Source organism: Anditalea andensis (genome assembly GCF_000714815.1).
GTDB classification, from domain to species: Bacteria; Bacteroidota; Bacteroidia; order Cytophagales; family Cyclobacteriaceae; genus Anditalea; species Anditalea andensis.
This window is the reverse complement of record NZ_JMIH01000008.1, coordinates 1-213: the sequence shown is the minus strand read 5'-3', so window position 1 is coordinate 213 and position 213 is coordinate 1. Positions and strand designations below refer to the sequence as shown.

Here is a 213-nt window from a genome sequence, read left to right as displayed (position 1 = left end):
CGACCCCTATCAGGGTCGGAATCAACATCAGCACATATGCTATATACATGCGACCCATTCAGGGTCGGCCGCATCATCAGGGCATCGTAATCATACTGGCTCTTCGGAACATGAAATTCTGAAGCCAGCCCATCTTTTCGGGGGGTTGCAGTCTCCAGACGTATCTTATAACTGCATAGTACCATTAATCTACCCTGGTTTTGGCGGAAGGCC

Annotated in this window: 1 protein-coding gene; it reads right to left on the bottom strand. The window is 49.8% G+C overall.

Going from position 1 to position 213, the window contains the following annotated elements; genetic code table 11:
• A partial coding sequence (locus tag EL17_RS23805) for a hypothetical protein (protein ID WP_035069230.1) occupies positions 1 to 213 on the bottom strand: 213 nt, incomplete at both ends.